This window comes from Streptomyces sp. NPDC058274, from assembly GCF_042881375.1.
Taxonomy (GTDB): domain Bacteria; phylum Actinomycetota; class Actinomycetes; order Streptomycetales; family Streptomycetaceae; genus Streptomyces.
In genome coordinates, this window is record NZ_JBHVXW010000021.1 from 1 (window position 1) to 24,047 (window position 24,047).

20 protein-coding genes are annotated in these 24,047 nt (G+C 71.4%); 11 read left to right on the forward strand and 9 right to left on the reverse strand.

The features are described from left to right. Nucleotides 1–40: 40 nt before the first annotated feature. The 3 genes from ACFVYF_RS31100 to ACFVYF_RS31110 all read right to left on the reverse strand — a co-directional run bounded on the left by ACFVYF_RS31100 (nucleotide 41) and on the right by ACFVYF_RS31110 (nucleotide 3,896). Nucleotides 41–1,264 carry a DUF5667 domain-containing protein gene (locus ACFVYF_RS31100; RefSeq protein WP_389460721.1) on the reverse strand — a complete coding sequence of 408 codons (1,224 nt, stop codon included), beginning with the start codon at nucleotides 1,262–1,264 and terminating at the stop codon, nucleotides 41–43. 254 nt (nucleotides 1,265–1,518) lie between these two features. After that, nucleotides 1,519–2,292, reverse strand: a complete 774-nt coding sequence (locus tag ACFVYF_RS31105) for an ECF subfamily RNA polymerase sigma factor, BldN family (protein ID WP_121405342.1) — start codon at nucleotides 2,290–2,292, stop codon at nucleotides 1,519–1,521. 650 nt (nucleotides 2,293–2,942) lie between these two features. Continuing rightward, nucleotides 2,943–3,896, reverse strand: coding sequence for an HAD family hydrolase (locus ACFVYF_RS31110; RefSeq protein WP_389460723.1), 954 nt, complete (start codon nucleotides 3,894–3,896; stop codon nucleotides 2,943–2,945). A 173-nt stretch (nucleotides 3,897–4,069) separates the two neighbouring features. Between ACFVYF_RS31110 and ACFVYF_RS31115 the strand changes: the two genes are divergently transcribed. The 5 genes from ACFVYF_RS31115 to ACFVYF_RS31135 all read left to right on the forward strand — a co-directional run bounded on the left by ACFVYF_RS31115 (nucleotide 4,070) and on the right by ACFVYF_RS31135 (nucleotide 10,012). Next, a complete protein-coding gene (locus ACFVYF_RS31115; protein WP_389460725.1) occupies nucleotides 4,070–4,381 on the forward strand; it encodes a glutaredoxin family protein in 312 nt (103 codons plus the stop codon). A 315-nt stretch (nucleotides 4,382–4,696) separates the two neighbouring features. Continuing rightward, a complete protein-coding gene (locus ACFVYF_RS31120) occupies nucleotides 4,697–5,452 on the forward strand; it encodes a redox-sensing transcriptional repressor Rex (protein WP_389460727.1) in 756 nt (251 codons plus the stop codon). After that, nucleotides 5,449–7,329 carry a glutamyl-tRNA reductase gene (locus ACFVYF_RS31125; protein WP_389460729.1) on the forward strand — a complete coding sequence of 627 codons (1,881 nt, stop codon included), beginning with the start codon at nucleotides 5,449–5,451 and terminating at the stop codon, nucleotides 7,327–7,329. The genes ACFVYF_RS31120 and ACFVYF_RS31125 overlap by 4 nt, the downstream gene beginning before the upstream one ends. Continuing rightward, nucleotides 7,326–8,285: a hydroxymethylbilane synthase gene (hemC, locus tag ACFVYF_RS31130; RefSeq protein WP_389460731.1), complete on the forward strand. Its 960-nt coding sequence runs from the start codon at nucleotides 7,326–7,328 to the stop codon at nucleotides 8,283–8,285. Before ACFVYF_RS31125 ends, hemC begins: the two co-directional genes overlap by 4 nt. Then, entirely contained in the window at nucleotides 8,282–10,012 is a 1,731-nt protein-coding gene (locus tag ACFVYF_RS31135; protein WP_389460733.1) for a uroporphyrinogen-III synthase, read from the forward strand. The genes hemC and ACFVYF_RS31135 overlap by 4 nt, the downstream gene beginning before the upstream one ends. A gap of 109 nt (nucleotides 10,013–10,121) precedes the next feature. On the opposite strand, the gene ACFVYF_RS31140 is transcribed toward ACFVYF_RS31135, so the two are convergent. Next, entirely contained in the window at nucleotides 10,122–11,567 is a 1,446-nt protein-coding gene (locus ACFVYF_RS31140; RefSeq protein ID WP_389460735.1) for an FAD-binding oxidoreductase, read from the reverse strand. Between the two features lie 130 nt (nucleotides 11,568–11,697). On the opposite strand from ACFVYF_RS31140, the gene hemB reads away from it, so the two are divergent. Next, the gene (hemB, locus tag ACFVYF_RS31145) at nucleotides 11,698–12,690 is read left to right on the forward strand and encodes a porphobilinogen synthase (RefSeq protein WP_389460737.1); all 993 of its coding nucleotides are present in this window, start codon (nucleotides 11,698–11,700) and stop codon (nucleotides 12,688–12,690) included. A 54-nt stretch (nucleotides 12,691–12,744) separates the two neighbouring features. Here the strand turns inward: hemB and ACFVYF_RS31150 are convergent, their stop codons facing one another. Further along, nucleotides 12,745–13,533 carry a DUF4232 domain-containing protein gene (locus ACFVYF_RS31150; RefSeq protein WP_389460739.1) on the reverse strand — a complete coding sequence of 263 codons (789 nt, stop codon included), beginning with the start codon at nucleotides 13,531–13,533 and terminating at the stop codon, nucleotides 12,745–12,747. A gap of 212 nt (nucleotides 13,534–13,745) precedes the next feature. On the opposite strand from ACFVYF_RS31150, the gene ACFVYF_RS31155 reads away from it, so the two are divergent. Both ACFVYF_RS31155 and ACFVYF_RS31160 read left to right on the forward strand, forming a co-directional pair. Beyond that, nucleotides 13,746–15,080 (forward strand): helix-turn-helix domain-containing protein, encoded by a 1,335-nt coding sequence (locus ACFVYF_RS31155; protein ID WP_389460741.1) that lies wholly within the window; start codon nucleotides 13,746–13,748, stop codon nucleotides 15,078–15,080. 310 nt (nucleotides 15,081–15,390) lie between these two features. Continuing rightward, nucleotides 15,391–16,608, forward strand: coding sequence for a PLP-dependent aminotransferase family protein (locus ACFVYF_RS31160; RefSeq protein ID WP_389460743.1), 1,218 nt, complete (start codon nucleotides 15,391–15,393; stop codon nucleotides 16,606–16,608). A 47-nt stretch (nucleotides 16,609–16,655) separates the two neighbouring features. Here ACFVYF_RS31160 and ACFVYF_RS31165 read toward each other — a convergent pair whose 3' ends face one another. The 3 genes from ACFVYF_RS31165 to ACFVYF_RS31175 are packed head-to-tail and all read right to left on the reverse strand — an operon-like array spanning nucleotide 16,656 to nucleotide 18,595. After that, on the reverse strand, nucleotides 16,656–17,534 hold the full coding sequence (locus tag ACFVYF_RS31165) for a DUF4253 domain-containing protein (protein WP_389460745.1): 879 nt from the start codon (nucleotides 17,532–17,534) through the stop codon (nucleotides 16,656–16,658). A 48-nt stretch (nucleotides 17,535–17,582) separates the two neighbouring features. Beyond that, on the reverse strand, nucleotides 17,583–17,771 hold the full coding sequence (locus tag ACFVYF_RS31170) for a DUF397 domain-containing protein (protein ID WP_389460747.1): 189 nt from the start codon (nucleotides 17,769–17,771) through the stop codon (nucleotides 17,583–17,585). Then, nucleotides 17,768–18,595: a Scr1 family TA system antitoxin-like transcriptional regulator gene (locus ACFVYF_RS31175; protein WP_389460748.1), complete on the reverse strand. Its 828-nt coding sequence runs from the start codon at nucleotides 18,593–18,595 to the stop codon at nucleotides 17,768–17,770. The genes ACFVYF_RS31170 and ACFVYF_RS31175 overlap by 4 nt, the downstream gene beginning before the upstream one ends. 100 nt (nucleotides 18,596–18,695) lie before the next feature. On the opposite strand from ACFVYF_RS31175, the gene ACFVYF_RS31180 reads away from it, so the two are divergent. Both ACFVYF_RS31180 and ACFVYF_RS31185 read left to right on the forward strand, forming a co-directional pair. Continuing rightward, the gene (locus tag ACFVYF_RS31180; RefSeq protein ID WP_389460750.1) at nucleotides 18,696–19,145 is read left to right on the forward strand and encodes an ATP-binding protein; all 450 of its coding nucleotides are present in this window, start codon (nucleotides 18,696–18,698) and stop codon (nucleotides 19,143–19,145) included. 84 nt (nucleotides 19,146–19,229) lie between these two features. Continuing rightward, nucleotides 19,230–20,177: a hypothetical protein gene (locus tag ACFVYF_RS31185; RefSeq protein ID WP_389460751.1), complete on the forward strand. Its 948-nt coding sequence runs from the start codon at nucleotides 19,230–19,232 to the stop codon at nucleotides 20,175–20,177. Between the two features lie 76 nt (nucleotides 20,178–20,253). On the opposite strand, the gene argS is transcribed toward ACFVYF_RS31185, so the two are convergent. Beyond that, nucleotides 20,254–22,023 carry an arginine--tRNA ligase gene (argS, locus tag ACFVYF_RS31190; protein WP_389460952.1) on the reverse strand — a complete coding sequence of 590 codons (1,770 nt, stop codon included), beginning with the start codon at nucleotides 22,021–22,023 and terminating at the stop codon, nucleotides 20,254–20,256. Between the two features lie 167 nt (nucleotides 22,024–22,190). On the opposite strand from argS, the gene lysS reads away from it, so the two are divergent. Beyond that, entirely contained in the window at nucleotides 22,191–23,933 is a 1,743-nt protein-coding gene (gene lysS / locus ACFVYF_RS31195) for a lysine--tRNA ligase (protein WP_389460752.1), read from the forward strand. The last annotated feature ends 114 nt before the right edge of the window (nucleotides 23,934–24,047 follow it).

Here is a 24,047-nt window from a genome sequence, read left to right on the forward strand (position 1 = left end):
CTTTGAAAGGGGGCGCCCCCACCGCCGTATCCGCACCGCGCTACTTGCTGTCCTCGCTGTCGATGCCCAGTCCCGGGAGGAGACCCGGGAGGAGCGGGGGCAGCGTGACGTCCGGTTCGGCGCTCGGGCTGCCCTTGCCGGCCGACGGGGACGAGCTGGTGTCGTCCTTCGGCGGGTCGAGGAGGCCGCCCGTGTTGCCGCCGAGCAGGCCGTCGCTGTCGCTGCCCGACGTGGACGGCTTGGGCTTGCCACTGCCGGGGTGCCGGCCGTCGGAGGAACCGCCGGGCGTGCTGGGCGCCGGGCGGTCACTGCCGGACGAACCGGTGGAGGCCGCGCCGGATCCCTGTCGGCCGGGGCCGCCCGTGGCCGGAGGCTGCGGAAGCAGCGAGCGCAGCGGCTCGACCTCTTCGTCTATGGCGTCGAAGACCGACGAGACCTGCTGACTGACGTCGCCGAGCTGGACGGGCAGCCGGTCGCGCAGCGCGCCCCAGGCCTCACGATGCGACTGGGAGAAGGTGGACAGGGCCTGGATGGGGCCGAGTGAACCATCCCGTTCGTACGCCTCGTGCAGCAGGCGGTGGCCTTCCGTGGCGTCGTGCTGCATACCGGACAGGGCTCGGCGGATCTCTCCCAGGGACTCGTGGTCGAGATGGCCGGAGCGGTCGCGCTCGATGAGCCGGCGGGCTTCGTTCAGCCGCGTGGAGGCCTGGTCGAGGTAGATCTGGCCGCGGTCGCTCGCGCCTTCGGCCATGCCCAGCTTGATGTCCTCCATGCCGCGCTTCAGCCCGTAGAGCGAGTCACCCGGCAGGGCGTCGGAACTCGCAGCGGCGACGCCGCCGAAGGCTCCCGCGGCCACACCGACGGTGAGCCCGCCCGCGGCGAGCCCCTTGGAGAGCCGGGACCGTGGTCGCAACTTCCCCAGCCCGGTCGCCCGGTGCGCGCCCCGCCGACGGGTCCGCTGCTCGGGCACGGAAGGGTCCGTGGCCTCGCCTCCCGGAATCCTGCCGTCCAGCAGCATCGCCTCCATCGCGGCCACGAGCTGGGCCCGCTGGACGACCTTGACCTCGGGGTCCATCGCCGGTTTGGGCAGCTCGCCGAGACCGGTCGCGAAGGCCAGCATGCGGCCTTGCTCGGTCTGATCCGCAGCAGCCGGGGGCGGTGCCGACCCGCTGGGCTGCTCGGCCGCCGTGCCCTGGTCGGACTGCTCCTCCAGGGCCTGGGCGAAGGCGTTCGCCCGCCGGTGCGCCGATACGTTTGCGATCACTGGCGGCACCTCCTCTCGTCATGACGGTCGACTCCCCAGGGGGTCCTGAGGGTTGCACGCCCTGATGACAACCACACGATCGAGTGATCGGTGTCGGCCAGGGTGTGACCACAGGGAGCCTGTATCCCGCACAACGAGCGGCGTGGCACTTGGGTTACGGACGACGGATGATCGGACAGCGAAGTCAACGGACTTTTACGGAACGTGAGTTGATCGTCGCTGAGCGTGGTTGATCACTTTGAGCGGTACGGATGTCAGCGGGCGTCATCCGGGAGGAGCCGGGCCAGCGTCCGGACGGCCCGGTACTGGAGGGTCTTGATGGCGCCCTCGTTCTTGCCCATCACTCGGGCGGTCTCGGCGACCGAGAGCCCCTGGAGGAAGCGCAGGGTCACGCACTCCTGCTGCTGGGGATTGAGCCGTCGCACGGCGTCGAGCAGTGCGGCGTTCGACAGTGACTCCAGGACGGAGTCCTCGGGGGAGCGCTCGACCTCGTTGGCGTCGAGCATCTCGCCGGTGGTCACTTCCAGCCGGAAGCGGCTGGACTTGAAGTGGTCGGCGACCAGGTTGCGGGCGATCGTGACCAGCCATGCGCCGAAGTCGCGGCCCTGCCAGGTGAAGGTGCCGATGCGCCGGAGCGCCCGCAGAAAGGTCTCGCTCGTGAGGTCTTCCGCGGTCGCTTTGCCCCCGACGCGGTAATAGATGTAGCGGTACACGGTGTCGCTGTACTGGTCGTAGAGGCGTCCGAAGGCGTCGGCCTCGCCGGCCTGGGCACGTTCGACGAGGTCCATCATGCGGGCGCTGTCACTGTCCGCGGCCGGGCGGCGTGCGGTGGGCGTGGCGGCCGAGCGGCCTCGTCTGCCGACCGCCGCGCTGCCGTCGGCCAGTGCATAGCACGGGCCTACGGGCGCGGCGGAGACAGCGAGGGCGGGGACGGCGTACGCGGTGGGGACGAAGCCGCGCAGGCGGTCGAGGACCGTCGCGCGCAGCGTAGCCAGGCCCGAGGCGTCAACCCCGACGTGTGGGTACACGGGACTCCCAGAGGCAGAGCTTCCATCACGTGCAGTACCGGACCGTTCACCCGTCGTAGCGACTGGTGGAGTCCGTCATGCGTTTGAGGAGAATAACGCTTCGTACAGGCAGTGCTACACCCAGTTGCTCAAATCATCGATTACGTCGCTTCTCTTACTGATCGATGCCTGATCAAGTACCAGACAGTGAACGGTTCTTGATCGAATTAGTTCGTGTTCCGTCTGGGTGCGGGGCGTGTTGTGGCCGTGTGCAGGCGTTGGGACTGGCGGGGGCGTTGTGGGGGTAGGACACGAGGATTGCCCGTGCTCCGCCGCTGCGCCGGGCCCCGGAACGCGTGTTCGTGCCGCCCCGGATGCAACTAAATCTGTCCCCAGCCCTCTCCGTGCCCACAGCGCAAGACGGCAACGGCGGGCCGCAGAGGTCCCGCAACCCCCACGCACCCGCAGCCGCCCACGCACCGAAGGGGCCGTGCCGGTACATCAAATGCCCGTCGCCATGCGTGAGGACGGGCAACCGAGCGCCCCCAGAAGAGAGCACAGCCGGTAGGGCGACGGGCGGATGTACCGGCACGGACCCGACCCACCCACCGGCACAAGGCGAACCGGCCCGCACAAGGCGCCCGCACAAGGCGCCCACGCCAGCGTCAGCGTCAGCGCCGGCGGCGGCTCAGAGCGATGGCCGCGACCGTGCCGCCGGCCACCGCGCCGACCCCGGCGGCTGCCGGGATGCCGACCTTCGCGGCCTTCCGGGCCGTGCGGTAGTCCCGCAGCCGCCAGTCGAACGTCCGCGCGTGCTTGCGCAGCTTGGCGTCCGGGTTGATCGCGTAGGGGTGGCCGACCAGCGAGAGCATGGGGATGTCGTTGTGCGAGTCGCTGTACGCGGCACAGCGCGAGAGGTCCAGCCCCTCCGCGTGGGCCAGGGCGCGCACCGCCTCCGCCTTCGCGGGCCCGTGCAGCGGCTCGCCCACCAGCTTGCCGGTGTAGACACCGTCGACGGACTCGGCGACCGTGCCGAGCGCTCCGGTGAGCCCCAGCCGGCGCGCGATCACCGTGGCGATCTCGACGGGCGCCGCCGTGACCAGCCACACCTTCTGGCCCGCGTCCAGGTGGGCCTGGGCGAGGGCGCGCGTACCGGGCCAGATCCGCTCGGCCATGTACTCGTCGTAGATCTCCTCGCCGATCGACATCAACTCGGCGACCCGGTGGCCCTTGACGATGGACAGCGCCGAGTCCCGGGCCTCCTGCATGTGCTCCGGGTCCTCGACCCCGGCCAGCCTGAACCACGCCTGCTGCCAGGCGAATTTGGCGAGGTCGCGGGTCTCGAAGAACTTCCGCTTGTACAGCCCGCGGCCGAAGTGGAACAGCGCGGCACCCTGCATCACGGTGTTGTCGAGGTCGAAGAACGCGGCGGCCTTGTCGTCGCCGAGTACGGGGAACACCGGCTCGTGCACGGCGGCGTCGGGCGCGGCCTCGTGCGTGAGGTCGGCGAGTCCCTCCAGCTCCTGGGAGGTTTTGCGCGCTGCCTCCGCCGAGGCCTCGCCTGCCAACACGCTTCGCGCCGTGGCGGAGCGCCTACGGGGAGTGAGCCATCCGAGAGCGGCCATGTCGTGAGCATAGCCAGTCTGTTCGGGTGTTCCGGAGTCGAGAGGATGCGGGCCTGTGAACTCTCCGCGACCGGCCCGTTAAAGAAGTGATCTGTCCGGCGCGCCGGACCTGGGCCGGGGCGGGTGGGTCCGCAGGAGCCGCCCGAGGGCACCGTGGCCGCGGCGGGGCGAGAATGGCTGACATGAGCCCCATGTTCCGGCGCAGGGACCGCCGTACGGAGAGGACGGACATGAAGAAGGCACCGCGGGAGCGGCTTGTCACGCTGATCAGAAAGCCCGGCTGTCATCTGTGCGACGACGCGCAGGTGGTCGTCGAGAAGGTCTGCGGGGAGCTCGGAGTCCCGTGGGAGGGCCGGGACATCACGCAGGACGAGGAGCTCCACCGGGAGTACTGGGAGCAGATTCCCGTCGTGTTGGTGGACGGCGCCCAGCACACGTTCTGGCGGGTCAGCGAGGAGCGGCTCCGCAAGGCCCTCACTTCCTAGGGGCGCTTGTCGAACCGTGGCCTGACTGAGTAGTCCAAGTGGTCCGGAAAGTCGCTTAGGATCGGGGGCGGTTCAGATCTCGGGGGCGGGATTCGTTGAGGAGAGTGTGCGGTTTTGCCCCCATCCAGTGAGGAACGAAGGCGCCCGTGTGCCGGTTCCATACGCATACGCCGGGGGTGCGTGACCCCGGTCACGTTGGCCGGGCAAATCGGACACCATCTTTGTGCACGCGTTCACAAAGACATAGCCTGCATTCGACGGGGCGGTCCTGGGACGTGTGACCGCCTGCAGCCCCGCTCTACCCGCAGGAGCACCGTGGCAACTGGCCGAACTCACCGACCGGCGACCCGCAGCCGAGGGATTCCCGAGGCCACCGTCGCCCGGCTTCCGCTGTACCTCCGAGCCCTCACCGGCCTGTCGGAGCGCTCGGTACCCACGGTCTCCTCCGAGGAGCTCGCGGCCGCCGCGGGAGTCAACTCCGCGAAGCTGCGCAAGGACTTCTCCTACCTCGGCTCCTACGGGACGCGTGGGGTCGGCTACGACGTCGAGTATCTCGTGTACCAGATCTCCCGCGAGCTGGGGCTGACCCAGGACTGGCCGGTTGTGATCGTCGGTATCGGTAACCTCGGCGCCGCGCTGGCCAACTACGGCGGGTTCGCCTCCCGTGGCTTCCGCGTGGCCGCGCTGATCGACGCCGATCCGGCGATGGCCGGAAAGCCCGTCGCCGGGATCCCCGTCCAGCACACGGACGACCTGGAGAAGATCATCGACGAGAACGGCGTCTCGATCGGTGTGATCGCCACTCCCGCCGGTGCGGCCCAGCAGGTCTGCGAGCGGCTCGTCGCCGCCGGGGTCACCTCCATCCTCAACTTCGCGCCGACCGTCCTGTCCGTCCCGGACGGTGTCGACGTGCGCAAGGTCGATCTCTCCATCGAGCTGCAGATCCTCGCCTTCCACGAGCAGCGCAAGGCCGGCGAGGAGGCCGCGGCCGAGGCCGAGGCCGCCGTACCGGCTGCCGCGGAGCCCGAAAAGGGACCTGACGGGGACGTCCCCGCCGTGATGCCGGCATGAGTCTTCTCGTCGTCGGGCTGAGCCACCGCAGCGCTCCGGTCAGTGTTCTGGAGCGGGCCGCGCTGGCCGCGGACACGCAGAGCAAGCTGGTTCAGGACACCCTCGCCGCCGAGCCGGCCACCGAGGCCGCGGTGCTCGCCACCTGCAACCGCATCGAGCTGTACGCGGATGTGGACAAGTTCCACGCGGGTGTCGCCGAGCTGTCCACGCTGCTCGCCCAGCACAGCGGGGTCGGGCTCGAGGAGCTCACTCCTTATCTGTACGTGCACTACGAGGACCGGGCCGTCCACCACCTCTTCTCGGTGGCCTGCGGTCTGGACTCGATGGTCGTGGGCGAGGGCCAGATCCTCGGTCAGATCAAGGACTCCCTCGCGACCGCCCAGGAGCTGGGCACCGCGGGCCGGCTGCTGAACGAGCTGTTCCAGCAGGCGCTGCGGGTCGGCAAGCGGGCCCACTCCGAGACCGGTATCGACCGGGCCGGCCAGTCCCTCGTCACCTTCGGTCTGGAGCAGCTGTCCTCCGGTGCCGCCGTCGAGGCCTGGGCCAGGGGCAAGCGGGCGCTGGTGATCGGCGCGGGCTCGATGTCCTCGCTGGCCGCGGCGACGCTCGCGCGGGCCGGGGTGGGCGAGATCGTCGTCGCCAACCGCACACCGGAGCGCTCCGAGCGGCTCGCGCAGATCCTGATGGAGGGCGACGACACGGACGTGCTGGCCCGCGCGGTACCGATGGACTCGGTGCCGGTCGAGCTGACACGTGCCGACATCGCCGTTTCCTGCACCGGAGCGACCGGTCTCGTCCTCACGGCCGGGACGGTGTCCTCGGCGGTGCGGGAGCGTACGGGCGAGCCCGCGGACCTCGGCCGTCCGGTCGCGGACGCCGACTTCGGCCGTGGGGTGACCGGCGCCGGCTCCGGCCGTCCGGACGCCTCCGGAGCCGTACGGGAGGAGCTTCCGCCGACGAGCGTGGGCGCCGACGACGGTTGTCCCCTCGACCTGTCCGCCGTGCAGGGAACCGCCGGGTTCTCGGTGCTGGGCGACGCGGCCGTGGCCGGTATGGCCGCGGCGGAGCTGGAGCAGCACGCGGCCTGGGTCGACAAGGGCACCGAGCGCACCGCGCAGCGCGAGGCCGGGGCGCTCGCGCCGGAGACGGCGGCCGAGCGGGCGCAGGGCCTGGACGCCGACGGCCTCGCCGGGGCCTCGTCGTCGGCCGGCGCGCTCACCACCGCCCCGCAGGGCGGCCCGGCCGCCGGAGCGCTCGACGCCGAACTCATCACCGCGCTCGCCGCCACCGCGGCCACCGTCGGACGGGTGCCCGAGCGGCGCCGGCCCGAGCCCGTGGTCGAGGTACCCCGGCCCGAGCCGGTCCTCGCCCTGCTCGACCTGGCGATGCCCCGTGACATCGACGCGGCCGTGCACCGGCTGCCCGGTGTACGGCTCGTCGACATCGAGTCGCTCGCCGAGGCGTCGGCGGACGCCCCGATGGCCGCCGACGTGGACCAGGTGCGGCGCATCGTGGCCGACGAGGTGGCCGCCTTCAGTGCCGCCCAGCGGGCCGCGCACATCACGCCCACCGTCGTCGCGCTGCGGACCATGGCCGCCGACCTCGTCGCGAACGAGATCGCGCGGCTCGACGGACGGCTGCCGGATCTCGACGACAAACAGCGCGGCGAGATCACCCAGACCGTGCGGCGCGTGGTCGACAAACTGCTGCACGCGCCGACCGTACGGGTCAAGCAGCTGGCCGCCGAGCCCGGCGGCGCCGGGTACGCGGACGCGCTGCGGACCCTTTTCGACCTGGACCCCGAGACGGTCGCCTCCGTCTCGCGGGCCACCCAAGACATCAGCACCGAGAACGCCGAGAACCGAGGGCGAGCATGACTGAGCAGGCACTGAGGCTCGGGACCAGGCGCAGCAAACTCGCCATGGCCCAGTCCGGGCAGGTGGCGGACGCCGTGAGCCAGGTGACCGGACGGACCGTCGAGCTCGTGGAGATCACGACCTACGGCGACACCTCCCGCGAGAATCTCGCACAGATCGGCGGCACCGGCGTCTTCGTGACCGCCCTGCGCGACGCGCTGGTGAGCGGGGACGTGGACTTCGCGGTGCACTCCCTCAAGGATCTGCCGACCGCGCAGCCCGACGACCTCGCGCTGGCCGCCGTGCCGCTGCGCGAGGACCCGCGCGACATCCTCGTCGCCCGCGACGGGCTGACGTTCGCGCAGCTGCCGGACGGTGCCCGGGTCGGTACCGGTTCGCCGCGCCGCATGGCGCAGCTGAACGCGTACGCGCGCAGTCACGGGATGACGATCGAGACGGTAGCGATCCGCGGCAACATCGACACCCGGATCGGGTACGTCGGGAAGGGCGAGCTCGACGCCGTCGTACTCGCCGCCGCCGGGCTGAACCGCATCGGCCGCATCGACGAGGTGACTGACTTTCTGTCAGTCGACACTGTTTTGCCCGCCCCCGGCCAGGGGGCCCTCGCGATCGAGTGTGCCGCGGACAACGCGGACCTCATCGCCTCGCTCGCCGAGCTCGACGACCCGTTCACCCGGGCCGCCGTGACCGCCGAGCGGTCCCTGCTCGCCGCTCTGGAGGCCGGCTGCAGCGCACCTGTGGGTGCACTCGCCGACGTCCTGAACGACGGGCGGAATGTCACTGAGATGCGCCTGCGCGGCGTCGTCGGCACGACCGACGGCTCGACGCTGGTGCAGCTGTCCACCACCGGTCCCGTGCCCGAGACACATGACCAAGCAATGGCGCTCGGCCGTGAACTCGCTGCCGAGATGCTTGCCAAGGGCGCGGCCGGTCTGATGGGGGAGCGAGCACTTTGAGCCCCACCAATCTTCCCGCCGGTCCGGAACACGGGCACGTCACCTTCCTTGGTGCCGGACCCGGGGATCCGGGACTGCTGACCCTGCGCGCCGTGGAGGCGCTGGGGAACGCGGATGTCCTCGTCGCCGAGCACGAGGTGCTCGACGTGGTCCGCGCGCACGCCAGGCCCGGCGTCGCCGTGCTGAACACGGAGCCGAGTACGGGGTCCGCCGCGTCGCCTCCGGGCGCGTCCGCGGATCCGTACACGGGCCCGGGCACGCCTCAGCTCACGGTTGTTGACGGTGCGTCAACAACCGCTGGAGTCCCCGCGTTGAGGGATGCGGCCAATCTTGTCATGCAGGCCGCGCGGGGCGGCAAGCGGGTCGTGCGTGCGGTGTCCGGGGACCCCGGGCTCGACGCGTACGCCGCCGAGGAGATGCTGGCCTGCGCCGCCGCGGGTGTGCCCTTCGAGGTCGTGCCGGGTGTCGCCGCCGCGGTGGGCGTGCCCGCCTACGCCGGTGTGCCGCTGCGCGACGCGCAGGGCGCCGATGTGCGGTTCGTCGACGCGCGGACGGCTTCCGACCGGTGCTGGACCGAGGTCGGGGTGTCGGACGGGACCGTCGTGGTGTCGGCGACGCTCGACTCGGTGAGCGCGGCCGCGGGTGAGCTGGTCGCCGCCGGGCGCAAGCCCGATACACCGCTGAGCGTGACGATCGCCGGTACGACGACCCGCCAGCGGACCTGGTCCGCGACGCTCGGGACCATCGCGCAGACGCTGAAGCAGGCGAAGGTGCTGCCGTCACCGGAGGGCCACCGTCCGGTGATAGCCGTGGTCGGTGAGCGTTCCGCCGCCGCCCAGCGCGACCAGTTGTCGTGGTTCGAGTCCAAGCCGCTGTTCGGCTGGAAGGTGCTCGTGCCCCGGACCAAGGAGCAGGCGGCGTCGCTCTCCGACCAGCTGCGCTCGTACGGCGCCGTGCCGCACGAGGTGCCGACGATCGCCGTCGAGCCGCCGCGGACACCGCAGCAGATGGAGCGGGCGGTCAAGGGTCTGGTGACCGGGCGGTACGAGTGGATCGCCTTCACCTCCGTGAACGCCGTCCGGGCCGTGCGCGAGAAGTTCGAGGAGTACGGGCTCGACGCCCGTGCCTTCGCCGGGATCAAGGTCGCGGCGGTGGGCGAGCAGACGGCCAAGGCGCTGGTCGCCTTCGGCGTGAAGCCGGATCTGGTGCCGAGCGGTGAGCAGTCCGCCGCCGGGCTGCTGGAGGACTGGCCGCCGTACGACCCGGTCTTCGACCCGATCGACCGGGTGTTCCTGCCGCGTGCCGACATCGCCACGGAGACGCTGGTCGCCGGGCTCATCGAGCTCGGCTGGGAGGTCGACGACGTCACGGCCTACCGGACCGTGCGGGCCTCGCCGCCGCCGGCCGACACCCGCGAGGCGATCAAGGGGGGCGGTTTCGACGCCGTGCTCTTCACCTCGTCCTCGACCGTGCGGAACCTGGTGGGCATCGCCGGCAAGCCGCACAACGTGACGGTGATCGCCTGTATTGGTCCGGCCACGGCCAAGACGGCCGAGGAGCACGGGCTGCGGGTGGATGTGATGGCGCCGGAGCCGTCCGTGCACAAGCTGGCGGAGGCGCTCGCGGACTTCGGTCTGCGGCGGCGGGCCGCGGCGCTGGAGGCGGGGGACCCGGTGACCCGGCCCAGCGAACGGCGGCCGGGCTCGCGGCGGCGTCGTACGACCTGAGAAGTGCGGGGGCGGCGGCCGTCCTGGTGGCCGCCGCGGCCCCCGTCCCGTTCCTCGAACCCCCCGCTCGGCGTTGTCCGGGCGGGGGGATTCGTGTGTCGGGCCGGCTTCAGGCGGCCGGCGCCACCGTGTGTCCGTACCGCAGCAGGTTCTGCGGGTCGTACACCGACTTGGTGCGGCGGAGGCGGTCGTACGCCTCCGGGGTCCAGGCGCGGGCGCGGTCGGATGCGTCGCCCGGCCTGCCGTGCAGGTTGGGCATGGTGCGGCCGGTGCCGTACGGGGCCATCGCGGCGTACAGCGAAGTCGTGGCCGCCTCCACCGCGGCGGCGGCCTCCGGGCCCGCGGGGACGCCGACCGACTCCAGCAGGTACCCGGCGTCGCGGGAGCAGACCGCGTCCTCGGCGGAGGCGGGGCCGGCCAGCTTGCCGCCCATGTGGCGCAGCTCCACCAGGAGCAGCGGGAAGTCGGGGACGGCCGGGCCGGCCTGTGCCAGCAGCGTCTCCACGGCCTCCGGGCCGAGATCGCGGAGCAGGGCGCAGCACTCGCGGGCCGGAATGGGGTCCCGCGGGTCCTGATAGATGTCGTCGGCGTTGCGGTAGTCCATGTCGGCCACCGTGTCGAACTCCACCGGCGCGGCCGCGCGGACCGGGGCGAGCAGCCGTTCGCCCTCTTCGAGGTCACCGGTCCAGGCGACCGCGACCCGGGCCCAGAAGCGGCCGCGCAACGGCTCCGGGATGATCGGGAGCGGCGGCAGGCGCAGCAGCGAGAACCCGGTGCACATCTGGGGCGGAGTGGTCGGGGCCCACTCGGCGTAGGCGCGCAGCAGCGGCTCGGCGTGCTCGCCGGCGCAGTAGATACCGCCGCCCAGGACCCGGCTGAGCGGCAGCAGCTCGGTGACCAGGGAGGTCACCACGCCCGTGTTTCCCTTGCCGCCGCGCAGGGCCCAGAACAGGTCGGCCTCGTGGTCGGCGTCCGCTTCGCGCAGGGTGCCGTCCGGCGTCACGACCTGGAAGGAGCGGACCAGGTCGGAGGCGTATCCGTAGGCCCGCCCGAGCAGGGGGAGCCCGCCGCCCAGGGTGTAGCCGACCACGCCGACGTCGGTGGACGAGCCGTTGAGGGTGGCGAGGCCGTGCGGAGCCGAGGCCTCCAGCAGCAGGCTCCATTTCACGCCGGCGCCGACGGTGGCGGTACGGCTGGGATCGATCCGTACGTCGGTCATGCGGGAGGTGTTGATCAGCAGGCCGCTGTCGATGGGGAAGTTCGCGCCGTGGCCGGTGGCCTGGACGGCGATGGGCGTACCGGTCGCGGCGGCCCAGCGCATCGCGGCGACCACGTCGTCGGCGCCGGTCGCACCGACGACGACGTCCGGGGTGTTCCGGGCGGCGAGGTTGAAGCCGGTGACTTCGTCCGCGTAGCCCTCGTCGTCGGGCCGCAGGACAGGGCCGCGGATGCCGGAGAGGGCGAACAGGTCGGGAGTGTGGTCGGTGGCGGTCATCGCGTCCTCCTGGAGCGCGTGCGCGTGCGCGACGGAGGGACGGCGGCGGGTCTGTTCCAAGAGGCCGTCGGGGTCCATGGGTGTTGGTACTTCCACCTTGGACCCGTGGCCCGGCGGACGCATGCGGGAGCCGCTCGCGCCGACGCCCCGTCGGCAAAGGCACTCCTGGCGCGGGCGTAGCGTGGACGGCATGACCCGGTACGGATCCTTCCCCGGTACGCGGCCGCGGCGGCTGCGTACGACGCCCGCCATGCGCCGCATGGTCGCCGAGACCCGCCTGCACCCCGCCGACTTCATCCTCCCCGCGTTCGTGCGGGAGGGCATCAGTGAGCCGGTGCCGATCTCGGCGATGCCCGGGGTCGTGCAGCACACCCGCGACAGCCTGAAGAAGGCCGCCGTGGAGGCGCTGGAGGCCGGGGTCTCCGGGATCATGCTCTTCGGCGTGCCGGAGGACGCGAACAAAGATGCCCTGGGCACCGCCGGGACGGACCCCGACGGGATCCTCCAGGTCGCCCTGCGGGACGTGCGCGCCGAGGTCGGGGACGAGCTGCTCGTCATGTCCGACCTGTGTCTCGACGAGTTCACCGATCACGGGCACTGCGGTGTGCTCGACGCGCAGGGGCGCGTCGACAACGACGCGACCCTGGAGCGGTACGCCGAGATGGCTCAGGTCCAGGCAGATGCCGGCGCCCATGTCGTCGGCCCCAGCGGGATGATGGACGGCCAGGTCGGGGTCATCCGCGATGCCCTCGACCAGATCGGCCGCGAGGACGTCGCCATCCTCGCCTACACCGTCAAGTACTCGTCCGCCTTCTTCGGGCCGTTCCGGGAAGCGGTCGCTTCTTCACTGAAGGGCGACCGCAAGACGTACCAGCAGGATCCCGCCAACGCACGGGAGTCCCTGCGGGAGTTGGCCCTCGATCTGGAGGAGGGCGCCGACATGGTGATGGTGAAGCCGGCGGGTCCGTATCTGGACATCCTCGCCAAGGTCGCCGACGCCTCGGACGTGCCGGTCGTCGCCTACCAGATCTCCGGTGAGTACTCGATGGTCGAGGCCGCCGCGGAGAAGGGCTGGATCGACCGCGACAAGGCCATCATGGAGACGCTGACCGGCATCAAGCGCGCCGGGGCCCAGAACATCCTCACGTACTGGGCCACCGAGGCTGCCCAGCGCCTGCGGTAGACGCCGCCGGGCGACGGGGCCGGCCCGCGGCTCGGACGGGACCGGCCCTGCGGCTCAGTACGTGAGCGCGTCGGCCAGGCTCGACTGCCAGTACGTCACGGTGAGGTGCTCGTCGACGTACACGCCCTTCGCGGGGAGCGCCGGCTTCGCGCTCCTGCCGCTGTCGAAGAAGACCTCCAGGTGCCGGGCCGTGTAGCCGTACGTGCCGCTGCCGTCGCCGGCCGCGAGGAGCACGCCCGCGTAGCCGGACTCTCCCGGTGACAGCGTGACGACCGCCTGCGGCCGGGTCTCCTCGGCGACCGGCGGGACCGCCTGGGCCTCGTCGAAGCGGACGGCCGGGTAGCCGACGAGGTCGCAGACCTTCGAACCGGTGTTGGTGACGGTGAGAAGGATGTGGTTCAGGGGGCGGGTGACCTCTGTGGCCGCGGTCCTGGTGTTGGAGCCGTTGCAGGCCGCGTGGCGGGTGCCGGTACCTTCGGTGGCCCTGTCCGGGGAAGCGGTCGCGGTGCCGCCCTTCGAGCCGCCCGTGGCGCCGGCTGTCGACCCTCCCGGCGTCGTACGGCTCGTGCCGGGGGCGCCGTTCCCGGCCGGCTTCGCGGTCGGGGACGCCGACGCCGACGCCGACCCGCTGGGCTGCGCCGAGGACTTGGACGCGGCGGACTGACCCTCGTCCCGTACACCCTGTCCGTTCTCGCACGCCGTGAGGGCGAGCGCGGCCAGCGCGACCGTGGTGGCGGCGAACAGGCGGGTACGGGCCGTGCGGGCAGAGCGGGCAGAGCGGGCAGTGCGGGCAGTGCGGGCAGTGCGGGCAGTGCGGCCGGTGTGTGCAGTGCGTGCGGTCATGGGGTCCCCCTGGCTTGGTACGGATGGTTCGCCACAGCCGCCCGACCGGGTGGCCGGAGCGGCGTGCTTGGATGGCCACAGCTTGTGAGGCGATCCGTCCCGGCGGCCACAACCGCCGGTCCATACGGGACGCCGGAACATTCGCAGGGGCCTGACCTGGGGGAACGTCATCCCCCTGGAACGCGGCCCGGGACGTCGGGGATGGAGGCACGGTGGGCGGGGACGAGTTCGCTGGACTGCTGCGTGAGTTGAAGGAGCGGTCGGGACTCAGCTACGGGGTGCTCGGCAAGCGGCTCCACCTGAGCGCCTCCACCCTGCACCGGTACGTCAACGGGGACGCCGTACCCGCCGACTACGCGCCCGTGGAGCGGCTCGCGCGCATCTGCAAGGCCACGCCCCAGGAGCTGGTGGAGCTGCATCGGCGGTGGGTTCTCGCGGATGCGCTGCGGGGGCAGAAGGCGCCTGCGGCCGGGGACGCCTCGGGTGCGAGTGCCGGTGCGGGCTCCGCTTCCGGTGCGGACCCGGAGGTCGTCGCCGCTTCCGGTGCGGACTCGGCGGGCGTCGCCGCTTCGGCCGGCCCGGCCGACGGGGTGCCGGACGGCGTGCCCGAGGTCGAGCGGGGGACCGCGGCCGAACCCCCGGTACGTCGGCGTCGGCGTACCGTCGTGCTCGCCGGGATCGCCGTGGCCGCGGCCGTCGTGGCCGCCGCGCTCGTCGTGCAGCTCGTGCCGGGCAGCGACGACGACGGCAAGGGGCAATCCGTGGGCGCCGTCGCGTCGACCGCCACCGAGAGCGCAGGCGGCACCCCGTCGGCCGCCGCACGGCACAAGTCGCCCTCGCCGTCCGCCTCGCACACCGGTGGCGCGCGTGCCTCAGCCTCCGCCGCGGAGAGCGGTGCGACGGGCGGGTCCGCGGGCGGGGACACGGACGCCGGTGGCGCGGTCCCGCTGACCATCGCCATGAAGCCGTACGTCTGGGACAGCCCGTGCGGTCAGCCCTACCTGCTGAACGAGGACCCCGCCAAGGTGCCGCCGCCGCCGAACGAGCAGGAGGCGCCGGGGTGGATCAGGGCGTTCGGCGCGGTGTCCGGTGACGAGCAGCGGCTCACCCTGAGCGTGCAGGGCACGGGCCGGGAGACGGCCGTACTGGAATCGCTCCACGTGCGCGTGGCGGACAAGGGCGCCCCCCTCGCCTGGAACAGCTACTCCATGGGGTTCATCGGCGTCGGCTGCGGCGGCCCGGCGGAGACGAAGTCGTTCGATGTGAACCTCGACCTGGCGAACCCGGACGCCGTGGCCAAGGCCGGGCAGCGGGACTTCCCCTACACGGTGAGCGAGAGCGATCCCGAGGTCTTCTACGTGATCGCCCACGCGAAGGCGAACGACGTCAGCTGGTATCTGGAGCTCGACTGGTCCAGCGGCAACCGGAGCGGGACCCTGCGGATCGACGACAAGGGGAAGCCGTTCCGGACGAGCGGGACCAAGGGGCGGCCGACGTACGGCTATCCCCTGGGCGGCGACGCCTGGGAGCGGACCGAGGGCGGCTGAGGAGCCTCCCGCCGTGCACCGTCCGCGCCGTGCGGCAGCCCCAGGGCGTCGAGGCGTGGTGCGGGCCGGACGCGGGCGGGACGCCGCGGCACCGGGTGCCGTCCGAATCGCGGAATAACCGGTGTACACGGCACGCATGGGCCTACGGTGCGGGCACGAGCCGCGGCGAGGTCGAGGACCCGTCCTTGGCGCGGGCACGAGCCGCATCGAGGACGAGAAGCCTTCCTTGGCGCGGGCACGAGCCGCGGCGAGGAGGGGGTCCCGTCCCCGCCGTGGACATGAGCCGTATCAAGGACAAGGAGCCGTCCTCGTGACCGTCGCCGATTCCGCCGCGCTGCCCGCCGCGTCCGCCCCTCTCCCGCCGCTCGCCGCGCGAGCCGCCGCGGTCAGGGGATCGGCGGTACGCGACATCCTCGCGGTCACCGCACGCCCCGAGGTGATCAACTTCGCCGGCGGCCTGCCCGCGCCGGAGCTGTTCGACGCCGAGGGGATCGCCGCCGCCTTCCGGGACGTACTCGCCGAGGCGCCCGAGCGGGCGTTGCAGTACGCGACGACCGAGGGCGAGCCCGGTCTGCGGGCCGCCCTCGCGGAGCGCACCGGCGCGCGCGGGCTCGCGACCTCGCCCGACGACCTGCTGGTCACCACCGGATCGCAGCAGGCGCTGTCGCTCCTCGCCACCGTCCTGCTGGAACCCGGCGACACCGTGCTCGTCGAGAGTCCCTGTTATCTGGCGGCACTTCAGGCGTTCTCCTTCGCGGGGGCGCGGGTGCTGGCCGTGCCCGGCGACGCGGAAGGGATCGACCCGGACGCGCTCGACGACCTGGTGACACGGGAGCGGCCCAAGCTGCTCTACACCGTGCCCACCTTCCAGAACCCGACGGGCCGCACACTGCCCGGCGCGCGCCGGGCCGCCATCGCCGCCGTGGCCGCCCGGCGCGGACTGTGGATCGTCGAGGACGACCCGTACGGCGAGCTGCGCTTCGAGGGCGAGCGGGTGCCGTGGATCGCCTCCTACGACGGTGCCGGGGACCGCACGGTCCTGCTCGGCTCCTTCTCCAAGGTCATGGCGCCGGGGCTGCGGCTGGGGTGGCTGCGCGCGCCCGCCGTGCTGCGCCGCGCCTGCGCCGTCGCCAAGCAGGCCGCCGACCTGCACACCCCGACCGTCAACCAGCTCGCCGCCGCACGGTACTTGGCCGACCGGGACCTCGACGCACACGTGGCCCGGGTCGCGCGCGTGTACGGCGAGCGGCGCGACGCCATGCTCGCGGGCATCGGCGACGCGCTCCCGGCCGGCTCCACCTGGACCCGGCCCGAGGGCGGCATGTTCCTGTGGGCACGGCTGCCCGACGCGTACGACACCACGGCCCTGCTCCGTGACGTGGTGGAGCACGGGGTGGCGTACGTGCCCGGCGCGCCCTTCTACGCGGGCACCCCGGAGACGTCGGCCCTGCGCCTGTGCTTCGTCACGCAGACCCCGGACGAGATCGCGGAGGGGCTGCGCCGGCTCGCCTCGGGCCTGCGCGGCTGACCCCGGCCGCCTTCACCGCCCGTACCGGGGAGGTGCTGCCGTGCCGGTCAGTCCCACCAGAAGGACCACACCGGCTCGTTCAGCACCTCGGCCTCGGCATACGTCCGCAGCGTCGTGTGGTGGCCCTGCGTGATGTTGTCCGGGCAGAACGCGAAGTGCTCGGCGGCTACCGCCTCGGCCTCCGCCGGGGTCGTCGGCGGGGCCGCCACGGACACCACCAACTGGTCGGAGGTCAGCGCCACCACACGTATCCCGAAGCGGTCCTCCCAGGACCGCAGGACCGCGCACAGACGCGCCACGTCGTTCTCGTAGTTCAGCGGGCCCGGCCAGCCGAGTGCCGCCGGGATGTCCGCACTCCGGCGCGCCGGAACGAGGGCCAGCCGGGGCTCCTTCAGCCACGAGCCCCGGTCCCCGAGAGCCTCCGCCATCTCCGCGGCGCGGGCGTCCGGGTCGGCCTCCAGCGGTGTGGCGGCGGCGAGCCCCGGCCACGCCGGTCCGTACGGCGCGACCGTCGCGTCATAGGGGTCCGGCTCGCCGAAGAGGGTCTCCACGACCTCCCTGCTCGCGTAGTCCTTGTCGCCGTCGAGTTCGTCCGCCGCGTACTGCTCCCAGAAGTCGGCCAGCACCTCGTCGGCGTCGTGGTCCCCGGGGTACGACATCTCGGCGGGCATCAACTCCCAGTCCCCGGGGCCCTCCTGTGGGTCTCCGATGTCCAGCAGCACCGGCAGCAGACCGAGCGTGCGGGCGGCCGCCAGCGCGGTCCAGGCCCCCGGGGCGGGCCGCTGCTCGGCATGCCACAGCAGCGGCTCGTGCCACGCCCCTTCGTGGGTCGCGTCGATCAGTCTCCCGGCGGGGAGTTCGAGCCCGAGGGTGCGCCCACTCGGGTCTGCCGCCAGCCGCGGCAGCGGATTGGGAAGAGTCGCCATGCCGGTGACTGTAGGGGCCCCCACTGACAGCGGGGCCGCTCCGCTCCCTTACTGAGCTGCGGTGAACGACGCCCAGGCCTCCTGCGAGACACGGAGGTGGTGTCCCGCAGGGTTCTTGGAGTCGCGGAGGTGGACCGCGGTCACGTTGCCGAACTGCGGTCCGGAGTAAGCGACTTCGAGGCACTCACCCTCTTCGCTGCTGTAGGTCGACTTGAACCATTGCAGTGCGACGCTCATTGCTCTCCCAGCATGCGGTCCAACAGCCCTTTGCTGTCTTCGGTGTTGAGGGCCTGCGTCCGCAGCATCGCATATTTTTGCGAAAGGGCCGAGACTTCGCCCGGGTCGGCGACGAGCTGACTCCCGCGTTGGGTTTCGGCATAGGCGAGACGCTGATGGTCGTCGGTTTCCAGGAGGATGAAGGGGCCGGCCAGCCCGGCGTGGGCGGGACGGCCGAACGGCAGGATCTGCAAGGACACTCCAGGGAGGTCGGAGTCCGCCCGCAGGTGGCGCAGTTGCTCGGCGAAGACCTCCGGTCCGCCGATGCGATCCATCAGGACCGCTTCCCAGATGACGAAGCTGACCGTCGTGGGGGTCGGGCGTCGGAGCAGTTCCTGCCGAGCCGTACGCGTGGTCGTCCGCATCTCGACCTCGTCCTCGCTGTACGCGGGGACGCGGCTCCTGAAGACCGCGCGCGCGTAGTTCGCTGTCTGGAGCGAACCCGGGAGGACCGCGTTGGCGTAGAAGCTGAGCGAGGTTGCCGTCTTCTCGAGGTCCAGGTACTCATCGACCCAGCGGGGGATCAGATCGATCTCCGGCATGTTCTCCACCGCAACCGCCAACACCCCGTTGGTGTGCAGGAATTCATCCAGCTCGGCGGCCAGGGAGTCCTTCAGGGGGCGCCGTCCCTGTTCGATCGAGGCGATCGTCTCCTCCTGAGCGCCGACGTGTCGGCTGAGGGAGGCCTGGCTGTGCCCCGCTGCTCGACGGAGCGTGGCCAGGACGGCGCCCAACATTTTCATTGCCGAGGCGTTCTTCTTGTAATGGCGCTGCCGTGGGCTCACAGGGCATCAACTCCGTTGCAGGGGCGACGTATCCCGTACGGACAATCTGTACGGGATAGCACACTGCACCAGTGTGACCACGGAACGTCACCCTTGTCTCGTGAACGAGACGATCCAAGCCCCGCCCCTGCGCGAGCGTTTCTTCCGACGGGACCGGCGGTCCATCCCCGCCGTCAGGCGGTTCGCCCGCGAGACCCTCGTCGGGTGGGAACTCACCGGTACCGAACGGTCCGACGACGTATTGCTGTGCGTGAGCGAGCTCGCGACCAACGCCCTCGTGCACGCCGTCCCGCCCGGACGGCACTTCCGGGTCTTCCTGCGCTACGACGGCACCGTCCTGCGGGTCGAGGTGCACGACAGCGGGCCGGGAACGCCGAGGATCGCGGACCGCGCCGACGAGGGCGGCCGGGGACTGCTGCTGGTGGCCGCGTTCGCCGACCGGTGGGGGGTCGACCCACGGAACCCGGGCAAGGCGGTGTGGTGTGAATTCGGCGGCCGAAAGTCCCCAAAGCCGTTACGGCTGAAAGGAGTTAATGGTCAGGGGAAATAGTTCGACTGCGGTGAGTGGCCCTGGTTACTTGTGGGGCACGGGTGCCCGGAAGGGGCGCCCACTCTCATGGAGGGGGAAGCATCCGTGCCCAGAAGCACAGGATGGAGACGCGTTCTGACCGGCGTCCTCGCCGGCCTGACCGCGACGGTCGGTCTCACCACGGCCCTGGCCGCGCCCGCCACGGCAGCCACCACCACGCCCGTGGCCGTGACCAAGTACAGCCACACCAGCCAGCCCGGGGACTACATAGGTCAGGGTGCCACCGCCTCGTACACGTCGAAGACGGCCACGATCACCGCGGGCGGCTCCGCGGAGTACGTGCGCTTCCGGGTGTGGGCCGACGACACCTGGTGGGACGTCGACCTCGCCGCGCCGCAGGGCGAGAAGCTCCACCCCGGTGTCTACCGGGACGCCGAGCGCGCGGCGTTCCGCACCGGGCGCTCGCCGGGCCTCGACGTCTCCGGCGACGGGCGCGGCTGCAACGAGGTGTTCGGGCAGTTCTCGGTCAACCAGATCGAGACGGACGCCGACGGCGCGATCACCGTGCTGGACGCCACGTACACCCAGCACTGCGAGAGCGCGACCGCCCCGGCTCTCAAGGGCGTCGTCAAGTACCAGGCGTACCCGCTGTCGTACGCCTACACCAGCGACCCGGGGGACTACATCGGGCAGGGCGTGAGCGCCACCCACACCGGCGCCACCAGCACGTTCTCGCTCAGCGGGAGTGCCGACGGCGTGCGGTACGGCGTCTCCGGCAAACGCGAGTACTGGTCCGCGTCGATCGCCCCGCCCGAGGGGGAGCAGTTCAAGGTCGGCACGACGTACGCCACGGAGCGGTTCCGGGGACCGGGCGTCGGCGGGCTCGATCTGGGCGGCAACGGCCGCGGCTGCAACAGCAGTACCGGTGAATTCACCGTCGGCAAGCTGGCGTTGAACGGCGACGGCACCGTGAAGGCGTTCGCGGCGACGTTCGTCCAGCACTGCGAGGGCGGCACCCCCGCGCTCCGGGGCACGATCCACTATTACGCCTGACAAGCGGACGGCCCCGGCGGAACGGTGAGGTCACCGTTCCGCCGGGGCCGTGAGAGCCGCGCGTCCTGCCCGGGTGTCAGAGCCGCTCGGGCGTCCGGATCCCCAGCAGGGACATGCCCTGGTGGAGGGTGCGGGCCGTCAGGTCGCAGAGGAACAGGCGGTTCTCCGCGACCTCCTGGGCGGGGGCCGGCTTGATGACCGGGCACTGGTCGTAGAACGTCGTGTAGAGCGAGGCCAACTGGTACAGGTACGCCGCCAGCTTGTGCGGCGCGTACTCCGCGGCGACCTCCTCCAGCGTCTCCCCGAACCGGTCCAGGTGCAGGCCCAGCGCCCGCTCCGCCGGGGCCAGTTCGAGCTCCGGGTGCGCCACCGGCGTACGGTCGCCGGCCTTGCCGAAGATGGACCGGATCCGGGCGTACGCGTACTGGAGGTACACCGAGGTGTCGCCGTTCAGCGAGACCATCTGGTCCAGGTCGAACTTGTAGTCCCGGACCGCGGAGGTCGACAGGTCCGCGTACTTCACGGCACCGATGCCGACGTACCGGCCGTTCTCCTCGATCTCCGACTCGCTCAGGCCCACCTTCTCGGCCTTCTCGCGCACGACGGTCGTGGCCCGGTCGATCGCCTCGTCCAGCAGGTCGACCAGCCGGACCGTCTCGCCCTCACGGGTCTTGAACGGCTTGCCGTCCTTGCCCAGCACCGTGCCGAACGCGAGCTGGTGCGCCTTCACGTCGTCGTTCAGCCAGCCGGCCCGGCGCGCCGTCTCGAAGACCATCTTGAAGTGCAGGGACTGCCGGGCGTCCACCACGTACAGCAGCGTCGACGCCTTCAGGTTGAAGACCCGGTCACGGATCGCGGACAGGTCGGTCGCCGCGTAGCCGTAGCCGCCGTCCGACTTCTTCACGATCAGCGGCACCGGGTTGCCGTCCGGGCCCTTCACGTCGTCGAAGAACACGCACAGCGCGCCGTCCGAGCGGACGGCGACGCCCGACTCCTCCAGCAGCCGGCACGTCTCGTCCAGCATGTCGTTGTAGCCGGACTCGCCGACCACGTCCGCGTCCCGGATCTCCATGTCCAGCTTGTCGAAGACCGAGTAGAAGTAGATCTTCGACTCGTCCACGAACTTCTGCCACATGGCCAGCGTCTCCGGCTCGCCCGCCTGGAGGTCCACCACCCGGCGCCGCGCCCGCGTCTTGAACTCCTCGTCGGAGTCGAAGACCGTCCGCGCCGCCTTGTAGAGCCGGTTCAGGTTCGACATGGCCTGCTCGCCGGAGACCTCGCCGCCCTGGTGGTCCAGCTCGTGCGGGTGCTCGATCAGGTACTGGATGAGCATGCCGAACTGGGTGCCCCAGTCGCCGATGTGGTGCCGCCGCACGACGGACTCGCCGGTGAACTCCAGGATCTGCACCACCGCGTCACCGATCACCGCGGACCGCAGGTGGCCGACGTGCATCTCCTTCGCCACGTTCGGCTGGGCGTAGTCGATCACCGTCGTGCCCGGGTGCTCCGCGACCGGCACGCCGAGGCGCGCACTGTCCGCGTACCGCTCCGCCAGATTCCGGACGATCGCCCCGTCGGTGATCGTGATGTTCAGGAAGCCGGGCCCGGAGACCTCGATGTCCTTGATCACGTCACCGGACGTCACCTGCGCCACCACCTGCGTCGCCAGGTCGCGCGGGTTCGCCTTCGCCTTCTTCGCGAGCGCCAGGATCCCGTTGGCCTGGAAGTCGGCCCGGTCGCTTCGTCGCAGCAGCGGGTCCGCGGCACCGGCCTCCGGCAGGGCTGCCGAGAGGGCGTCCGCGAGGCGCTGATGGACGGAAGCGGTGAGGGACGTGACCGAGGCCATGGAGTGGATGCCGTTCTGCTCGGGTTCCGAAGGATTCCGCAGCCGCGCGAGGTGTCCGGCGGCCGCGAAAACCCAGTATCCCATGCGGTGAAAAGCCGTTTTCGCTCTTCCGGCCCGAGCTGGGAGAATGGTGCGGTCAGCCGTACTGGCGTATGAGAAAGAAGGACGTGCCGATCGTGGCTCAGAGCACCGAGACCACCGACTGGGTCTCCCGTTTCGCGGATGAGGTCATCGAGGAGTCGGAGCGTCGGGCCCCGGGCAAACCGGTCGTCGTCGCCTCCGGACTCTCGCCCTCCGGTCCGATCCACCTCGGCAACCTCCGCGAGGTCATGACCCCGCACCTGGTCGCCGACGAGATCCGCCGCCGCGGGTACACGGTGCGCCACCTGATCTCCTGGGACGACTACGACCGTTACCGCAAGGTCCCGGCCGGCGTCCCCGGCATCGACGACTCCTGGGCCGAGCACATCGGCAAGCCGCTGACCTCCGTCCCGGCGCCCGCCGGGTCCGCGTACGCGAACTGGGCCGAGCACTTCAAGGCCGCGATGACCGCCGCGCTGGCCGAGCTGGGCGTGGAGTACGACGGGATCAGCCAGACCGAGCAGTACACCTCGGGCGTCTACCGCGAGCAGGTCCTCTTCGCGATGAGGCACCGCGGTGACATCGACGCGATCCTCGACCAGTACCGCACGAAGAAGGCACCGGCCAAGAAGCAGTCGCAGAAGCCCCTCGACGAGGCCGAGCTGGAGGCCGCCGAGGGCTCCGGCGCGGCGGACGAGGACGACGGCAGCGGGTCCGCCGCCGGGTACTTCCCGTACAAGCCCTACTGCGGGCAGTGCGAGAAGGACCTCACGACGGTCACCTCGTACGACGACGACACCACCGAGCTCACCTACACCTGCTCGGCCTGCGGCTTCTCCGAGACCGTCCGGCTGAGCGAGTTCAACCGCGGCAAGCTGGTGTGGAAGGTCGACTGGCCCATGCGCTGGGCCTACGAGGGCGTGATCTTCGAGCCCAGCGGCGTCGACCACTCGTCGCCGGGGTCCTCGTTCCAGGTCGGCGGCCAGATCGTCGGGATCTTCGGCGGCAAGCAGCCGATCGGTCCGATGTACGCGTTCGTGGGCATCAGCGGCATGGCCAAGATGTCGTCCTCGAAGGGCGGCGTGCCCACGCCGGCCGACGCGCTCCAGATCATGGAACCGCAGCTGCTGCGCTGGCTCTACGCCCGCCGCCGGCCCAACCAGTCCTTCAAGATCGCCTTCGACCAGGAGATCCAGCGGCTGTACGACGAGTGGGACAAGCTCGCCGCCAAGGTCGCCGACGGGAGCGTGCTCCCCGCCGACGCCGCCGCGTACGTCCGCGCGGTCGGCACCGCCGCCGGGGAACTGCCCAGGACCCCGCGCCCGATGCCGTACCGCACCCTCGCCTCGGTCGCCGACATCACCGCCGGCGCCGAGGACCAGACCCTGCGGATCCTGAGCGAACTCGACCCCGACAACCCGCTCACCTCCCTCGACGAGGTCCGGCCCCGGCTGGACAAGGCCGAGACCTGGATCAACACGCAGGTCCCCGCCGAGGAGCGGACCGTCGTCCGCGACGAGCCCGACACCGACCTGCTCAAGTCGCTCGACGACCAGGGCCGCGACTCACTGCGGCTGCTGCTGGAGGGACTGGATGCGAACTGGTCCCTGGACGGCCTGACCCACCTCGTCTACGGCGTCCCGAAGGTCCAGGCCGGCTTCTCCGCCGACGCCGGCCCCAAGGAGCTACCGCCGGAGATCAAGGTCGCCCAGCGCACGTTCTTCGCGCTCCTGTACCACCTGCTCGTCGGCCGCGACACCGGCCCGCGGCTGCCCACCCTGCTGCTCGCGGTGGGCCAGGACCGGGTGCGCAAGCTGCTCGGCGCCTGACCGCCCGTGGATACGAGGAGGGGGGGGCCGGGGTGACCCGGGGGCCCCCCCCCCATAAACCCCACCCCCCCCCCCGCCCGCGCATTGGGGGGGCACCCCCACCCCCGGGAAAGG

Coding starts and splice junctions, on each gene's coding strand:
- argS (WP_389460952.1), bottom strand. CDS start 22,023: ATGGCCTCGGTCACGTCCCTCACCGCTTCCGTCCATCAGCGCCTCGCG.
- ACFVYF_RS31170 (WP_389460747.1), bottom strand. CDS start 17,771: ATGAGCGTCGCACTGCAATGGTTCAAGTCGACCTACAGCAGCGAAGAG.
- hemB (WP_389460737.1), top strand. CDS start 11,698: ATGACCCGGTACGGATCCTTCCCCGGTACGCGGCCGCGGCGGCTGCGT.
- ACFVYF_RS31110 (WP_389460723.1), bottom strand. CDS start 3,896: ATGGCCGCTCTCGGATGGCTCACTCCCCGTAGGCGCTCCGCCACGGCG.
- ACFVYF_RS31125 (WP_389460729.1), top strand. CDS start 5,449: ATGAGTCTTCTCGTCGTCGGGCTGAGCCACCGCAGCGCTCCGGTCAGT.
- ACFVYF_RS31115 (WP_389460725.1), top strand. CDS start 4,070: ATGGCTGACATGAGCCCCATGTTCCGGCGCAGGGACCGCCGTACGGAG.
- ACFVYF_RS31150 (WP_389460739.1), bottom strand. CDS start 13,533: ATGACCGCACGCACTGCACACACCGGCCGCACTGCCCGCACTGCCCGC.
- ACFVYF_RS31165 (WP_389460745.1), bottom strand. CDS start 17,534: ATGGCGACTCTTCCCAATCCGCTGCCGCGGCTGGCGGCAGACCCGAGT.
- hemC (WP_389460731.1), top strand. CDS start 7,326: ATGACTGAGCAGGCACTGAGGCTCGGGACCAGGCGCAGCAAACTCGCC.